Raw genomic sequence first — 6,204 nt, forward strand, 5'->3', positions numbered from 1 at the left:
ATGCGTCGTTAGGCGAACATTTTTGCCAAGGCTTCTCCGATTGATTTTGCCGCGTCCATGCGGCGATCTAGAGCAAGATTTTATAAGGATTTGAGATTGACAATACCCTATTAAATAGGGATAATTGTTTTATTGAAGCGAATATTCATTCACCTTCCAGATTTTGATCTATTTTGGAAGAAAGTCGGACTTGAAGATAAAGAGTTAAAGGAACTTCAAGAATTTCTTTTAGAAAATCCGAAATATGGCCCGGTCATCAAAGGTTCTAATGGAATCAGGAAGCTACGATGGAAAAAGAAAGGAGTTGGTAAGAGTGGAGGGGTTCGAGTGTTTTACTTGGATATTGAGGAATTCTCTGTATTATTCTTAATCACACTTCTTGAAAAAAATGATAAAGAAAATCTTTCAAAGAAAGAACTAACGATATTAGCGGAATTAGTAACTTCTCTAAAAGAACTAATTCAATCGAAGAGGGCTCGAAATGAAAAAAGAAAGTAATAATAAACTATTTCACAGTCTTTCCAAAGGTCTTAATGAAGCGATTGAATATACTAAAGGTAAGAAAGTTCCAGGTGTAAAAGCGCAGATTATTGAGATTCAAAAACTACCAACATTTAAAGGTAAAGAAATTAGAAATATTCGGACCAATTTACATCTTACTCAAAATACTTTTGCTCAAGCATTAGGTGTTTCTGCTAAAACGATAGAAGCTTGGGAATCTGGAAAAAATATTCCTCAAGGCCCGGCTCAAAGAATGCTATTTATTCTTAAAAACAATTCTAAAGCATTAAATATATTAGGAATTAAAAACTAAAAACGCCATCCGTGGCGTAATTTGTTAGTGCATCGGCAAAAACGTCGCCTAACTGCGGTTTCTCGCGGCGCTTCGGGATTGCTCCGCAACCCTCGCTTGGCCTCCGGCACATTTGCTTTTTAACTCGGCTTGCAAGACGCGACTAAGGTCGCTCAAGCCAAGTTAAAATCCCTCCGCGCACAAGCGCTCCGGGAACGCAAACGTCGAGAAACCTGCGTCGTTAAGCGACATTGTGATGAAAACCGTTTTAGAACGAATGAAGGTGGGAAACTACTGGATCTAAATAATCTTGACATTTATTAAGCGACAAAAGAAAATTACTGAACAAATTATTAGTTAGTATGAATTCAGTGGAAGTGAAAGATATTCTAGTCGAGCATAAACAGGAGCTCTTAAATTTAGGAGTTCAAAAGCTTTTACTTTTCGGTTCCGTCGCGAGAAATGAAACTCGCGAAGGTAGCGATGTTGATATTCTTGTTCAATTTCATTCTGGTAAGAAAAACTTTGATAGTTTTATGGATCTTTCCTTCCGACTAGAAGATCTTTTAAATACGCACGTTGATTTATTAACTGAGGAATCTCTTACTAAAGATTTACGGGATTCTATACTTTCTGAGGCAATTCTCATTGAAATCTGATTTAAGTTATATAAATCATATTAAAGAAGAAATTGCTTTCTTACAAATTGAATCGAAAAAATTAGATCGCGATCAATTCATTTCTGATGCTCTAATGAAAAGAGCTTTTGTTAGAAGTATTGAAATAATAGGCGAGGCTTCTAATAAATTATCGGATTGATTCAAGAAAAAATATTCTGAAGTGGATTGGAGAAAACTGTCGGCTACTCGGAATCGATTGATTCACGGCTATTTTGTAGTGGATTATGATATTGTTTGGGATTTAGTAATAAATAAAATTCCAACTTTAGAAATGCAAATTGATTCAATTTTATCAAAAGAAAAAACACTTTTTGATTAACTAAAATCACAACGTCGCTTAACTGCGGCTTGCCGCTCCGTTCGTCACTCACGGGTTCCCGTTCGTACTCACTGCGGTCTTCGACACATTGCTTTGTCCCTTCGGTTCGCGGGCGCTCGCTATGGCTCACTCAAGCCGAATTAAAATCCCTTCGCGCACAGGCGCTCTGGGAACGCAAACGTCGAGAAACCTATTTCGTTATACGCCATTTCCGCTGCGCTTTTCCGGAAGGGTTTGGCTGAGTGTGGGAAGGGGAAAGCGGTTCTTGTTTCATTTTGTTGCAATGGTTTTTTTAGCGTTTTAAGATGCTCGCGTAAACGGCGTATAACTACGGTTTTCCGCTTCGTTCGCCACTCGCGGCTTCCGCTCGGTCTCACTTCGGGCTAAAGCCACATCGCTTCGCTCACGGGATTAAATCGTAATATGGAAGTGATTCAGAGAATGCGTTTCGCGTCCCTTCGGGATCAGCGACGTCGGAAAACCTGGATCGTTAGTTGCCATCGCAACAAAGGAAAAATGAAGAAAAAAATAAATATTACAATCATCTATTTCATAATACTATTTGTGGGATGCAGTATAGACTCTCGAAAGCTTTATTTATTTCCACCAACACCTGAAGGCGAGTTGTTGAAAAGAGTGTTTCTTCCTTTTTATGATAAAAGTGTAATCATTCGTACGAAAGTAGCTGATATAGAAAAAAAGGCATTATACTATTCTTTTACACAATATGAAGATGATTATAAGCTAACCGATGAATGCGAGGGGAAGGAAAATATTTGCATTGTCATTGATTTTAATCATATAAATGAATGTAAAAATAAACAGGGCCTTCTTTCAGTAACGGCAAAAATTTTATTTGAATCCTTAAAGACATCAGAAATTAAGAAAGCTCCGCTTCAATTCAGTAAGCGACTGACTATATATTCTGACGATTGTCAAATATCTCCACAGACAATTCGAGCTGCACACTATACTATGATCGAGTTGATCCGACATACAATTATGCCGCGAAAATTTACATTGTGGGGCTCATCGGAAAAATATTCTAATTTTAAGTCTAGCAATAAAGAACTGCAAGAGATGTATACGGATTTTATTGAAGAAGCAGGGGGTGACTATCCGAGTTATTCGCGAGCCAGGAAAATACTAGATGAAGCAGAAATACGATTTCCGAAAGACGCTTGGTTAATTCGAAATATTGGTACTACCATTCTTTTTACTGGTGATTGGCAGAGGGCATGTGAATATTATAAAAGATCTGCAAGTTTAGAAAACACTGAAGGAATTGAAAAATGGCTAAATGCATGTGATCGATTTGACTTCAGTTCCGTTCTTTAAATATAGGTTGCGACGGACGCCTAACTGCGGTTTCTCGCGGCGCTTCGGGATTGCTAATGCAACCCTCGCTTGGCCTCCGGCACATTGCTTTGTCACTTCGGTTCGCAAGACGCGACTAAGGTCGCTCGAACCTCGTGCCAACCGCTTGCGGACGCAACGTCGAGAAACCTGGATCGTTAGGCGAAATGCTCAATTATCAAGATAGTATATGAACTTTATAGAAACAGTCAAAATATCGAAATGGTCTGACTTAAATGATATTGAAATTGCTTGGTCAAATGCTCTTTTTCGTGGTCATTCTGATTCAAATTGGGTATTAGATGTATCCTTAATTCGGGCATTTCAAACGAGGAAAAAACAATATCCAAAATTAAACCTTACAGATGAAGGCAATGTCTTAGATGAATATTATCTGTATAAGGAATTTAGACGACGTGCTCATGAATATATGTCTTTATTTCCAGAAAATGAAGACATCGTCAGCTGGTTGGCTTTGATGCAACATTATGGAACTCCAACCAGGCTTCTTGATTTTACTTATTCTTTTTTTATTGCGTTATTTTTTGCGTATATAGATGCCATTGGAGATGCCGTGATTTGGAGTATAGACGATATATTTATAAGCACTACCGCTTCAAAATTGGCCTCAGCTCCTGATGGGCTAAGAGAAGATTGGCTTCTTTTTCAGCATAATTACGCGAATAGCTATCTTAAAGATTGCTTTAACAAATCAAAAAGCGGAAAAGAATATGATTCTATCCGGCAAGGTGTAATTATGTTAGAGCCGGAAAAACCAAATCATAGACTTGGAATTCAGCAAGGCCTTTTTTTGATGCCCATGGATACTTCAATTTCATTCTTAGAAAATTTAGAAGCTAACTATAAGTTAAGAAGTTCTTATTGGACTGGAAAACCAGTAATTAAATATATACTTGATTTGGATTTACGAAGTGAAGCACTTGCTCATCTAATGAAAATGAACATTACGTCAGAAACATTATTTCCAGGAATTGACGGTTATGGCCGATCTATTCTTCACAAGCTCTGGCATTAAAGCAAAACGAGCACTTCGCCTAACTGCGGTTTCTCGCTTCGTCGCCATTCACGGTTCCCGTTCAGGCTCACTGCGGGCTTCGCCACATTGCTCGACTTCGGTTCGCTTTGATGCTTAAAGACGAGCGAACCTCATCGTCCCTTCGCGCACAAGCGCTTTGGGCACGCAACGTCAAGAAACCTGGATCGTTAGGCGAAACGGCTAAAGGTAGGTTCTAAAAAATGAATATTGATATAAAAATAAAAGATTTAAAGGGAATAGAAGATTTGTCAATTAGTCTGCCTTTGTCACCCGGCTTATATGCAATTACTGGTGGAAATGGGTCTGGTAAAAGCACTTTAATGGCGGCATTAGCTAATCTATTCTATAAAGATATTTTAAAGAACTATTTTAAATATCCTTCTTTACAAGCCTCGATCGAATATAAGTACGGAGATATTGAGGAAATCTGGTCTTTCAGTAGAAGCGACTGGAGTGTTAAGCGAGGTGTATCAGAATTGCGCATTGATGGATTCTTTGAAGGAAGCGTGATCCACGGCAATAGATTTAAAGATACTCATTATAGTACATTCAAAAAGATCGAGCAGGTGGAAAAGACGGACTTGGTGCAAGCATCGCCCTTTATTAAGGATAATTTCGGTTATATTCTTCACGGATATGAAGATTATTATAAGCAAATTCTTCAAGTAGATAAATATCTTGCAGGAACAAAATATCGATTTGCAAGTTCCCCGTACTTTGTTGAGGGAAAACGCGGGTTAATCAGTCAATTTGAGCTAAGCAGCGGCGAGAATCTAATTTTAAGTTTACTGAATTCATTAGAAATTAAAATAAAAAAGAAATTTAAGCAAACAACTTCGTTGATATTGATAGACGAAGTTGAACTGGCTCTTCATCCATCTTCAATTCTTAGATTATTGAATGTTCTAAATAAAATTGCTGTAGAAAAAAATTTCGCAATCTACTTCTCAACTCATTCTATTGAATTGATAAGGACATTGCAGTATGAAAATATATTTTATCTCGAGAACGAAGTAGGATCAGTTTCGGTAACTAATCCTTGCTATCCTGCTTACGCAACTCGAAGTCTTTTTTACCATGATGGATTCGATTACTTAATTCTTGTTGAAGACATACTCGCAAAGAGAATTATTGAAAGATTGATCAATGACGAGCGTCTTTATGTTAGTAAATTGATACATGTTTTACCTCTTGGTGGTTGGTCAAACGTATTATCTGTGCAAGATGAGATACAAAGATCAAGCATGCTCGGATATAAAAAGAAATTGTTTTGTATTTTGGACGGCGATATAGCTCCACTTGTTAAAGAAAAACATATTGATAAAGGACAATATAAAGGATTAAAACTTAACCCAATTATCCCGAATAGGACATAGGGGAATGTGGTTGGTAATAGATTTTAATTAATTACGTCGCTTATTCTATTTTTAGGTTTATTGTTTTTAATTAAAGCATCCGCTTCAACCGGAAATACTCTTACAATTGCCCATGCTTTATAAGCAAATGAATCTCCGATTTTGTTTGCTTCAGCAATAACTACTTCAGCAGTTATTTCTCCAACGAAAAGCCGTTTTATATGAAAATCTAGTTTTAATTCATCAACTCTGTCTTTTAGCCTTTCAACTTTTTCATGCATTTTATTGGTAGCGTTAACGATACTTTTTTCGAGTGTTTCAGCGAGAGCCAACTCTTTAACTTTATTAAGCCAATCCTGAACAGAGAGAATCCCTGTATCATACATAGTAATATTTGTATGTCTGACGAAAGCCTCAATACCAAATACAGTTAAAAAAGAGTAAACGAATTCATAACCCAATTCATTGGGGAATTTCTCTTTGAGAATAGGAAACAACAAGATTGTGATTAATATGTTTAAAGTTGCCTGAACAAGAAAATAAACTGCGGTTATAAAATTAAACTGGGAAGAAAAAGCAACCTTTGTTCCCATTCGTAATTCTACTATTACTCTTAATAAAGTAAGAACCGAAACAATTAATAT

General features: G+C 37.0%; 7 protein-coding genes and 1 pseudogene. 7 read left to right on the forward strand and 1 reads right to left on the reverse strand.

Annotation, left to right across the window (positions count from 1 at the left end):
• Positions 1–132 precede the first annotated feature (132 nt).
• The 7 genes and pseudogenes from EHQ17_RS02315 (at position 133) to EHQ17_RS02345 (ending at position 5,581) form a co-directional block, all read left to right on the forward strand.
• On the forward strand, positions 133–498 hold the full coding sequence (locus tag EHQ17_RS02315; protein WP_135595085.1) for a type II toxin-antitoxin system RelE/ParE family toxin: 366 nt from the start codon (positions 133–135) through the stop codon (positions 496–498).
• Positions 482–814 (forward strand): helix-turn-helix domain-containing protein, encoded by a 333-nt coding sequence (locus EHQ17_RS02320; RefSeq protein WP_135595087.1) that lies wholly within the window; start codon positions 482–484, stop codon positions 812–814. Before EHQ17_RS02315 ends, EHQ17_RS02320 begins: the two co-directional genes overlap by 17 nt.
• 341 nt (positions 815–1,155) lie before the next feature.
• Positions 1,156–1,452, forward strand: a complete 297-nt coding sequence (locus tag EHQ17_RS02325; RefSeq protein ID WP_135595089.1) for a nucleotidyltransferase family protein — start codon at positions 1,156–1,158, stop codon at positions 1,450–1,452.
• A pseudogene (locus EHQ17_RS20310) lies at positions 1,442–1,792 on the forward strand (HepT-like ribonuclease domain-containing protein). Before EHQ17_RS02325 ends, EHQ17_RS20310 begins: the two are co-directional and overlap by 11 nt.
• 516 nt (positions 1,793–2,308) lie before the next feature.
• Positions 2,309–3,130 (forward strand): tetratricopeptide repeat protein, encoded by an 822-nt coding sequence (locus EHQ17_RS02335; RefSeq protein ID WP_135595091.1) that lies wholly within the window; start codon positions 2,309–2,311, stop codon positions 3,128–3,130.
• 208 nt (positions 3,131–3,338) lie between these two features.
• Positions 3,339–4,184 carry an FRG domain-containing protein gene (locus EHQ17_RS02340; protein WP_135595093.1) on the forward strand — a complete coding sequence of 282 codons (846 nt, stop codon included), beginning with the start codon at positions 3,339–3,341 and terminating at the stop codon, positions 4,182–4,184.
• Positions 4,185–4,405: 221 nt separating this feature from the next.
• Positions 4,406–5,581 carry an ATP-dependent nuclease gene (locus EHQ17_RS02345; RefSeq protein ID WP_135595095.1) on the forward strand — a complete coding sequence of 392 codons (1,176 nt, stop codon included), beginning with the start codon at positions 4,406–4,408 and terminating at the stop codon, positions 5,579–5,581.
• Between the two features lie 23 nt (positions 5,582–5,604).
• Here EHQ17_RS02345 and EHQ17_RS02350 read toward each other — a convergent pair.
• A partial coding sequence (locus tag EHQ17_RS02350; RefSeq protein WP_210414533.1) for a hypothetical protein occupies positions 5,605–6,204 on the reverse strand: 600 nt, incomplete at its 5' end.

It is taken from the genome of Leptospira gomenensis (assembly GCF_004770155.1).
GTDB lineage: Bacteria > Spirochaetota > Leptospiria > Leptospirales > Leptospiraceae > Leptospira > Leptospira gomenensis.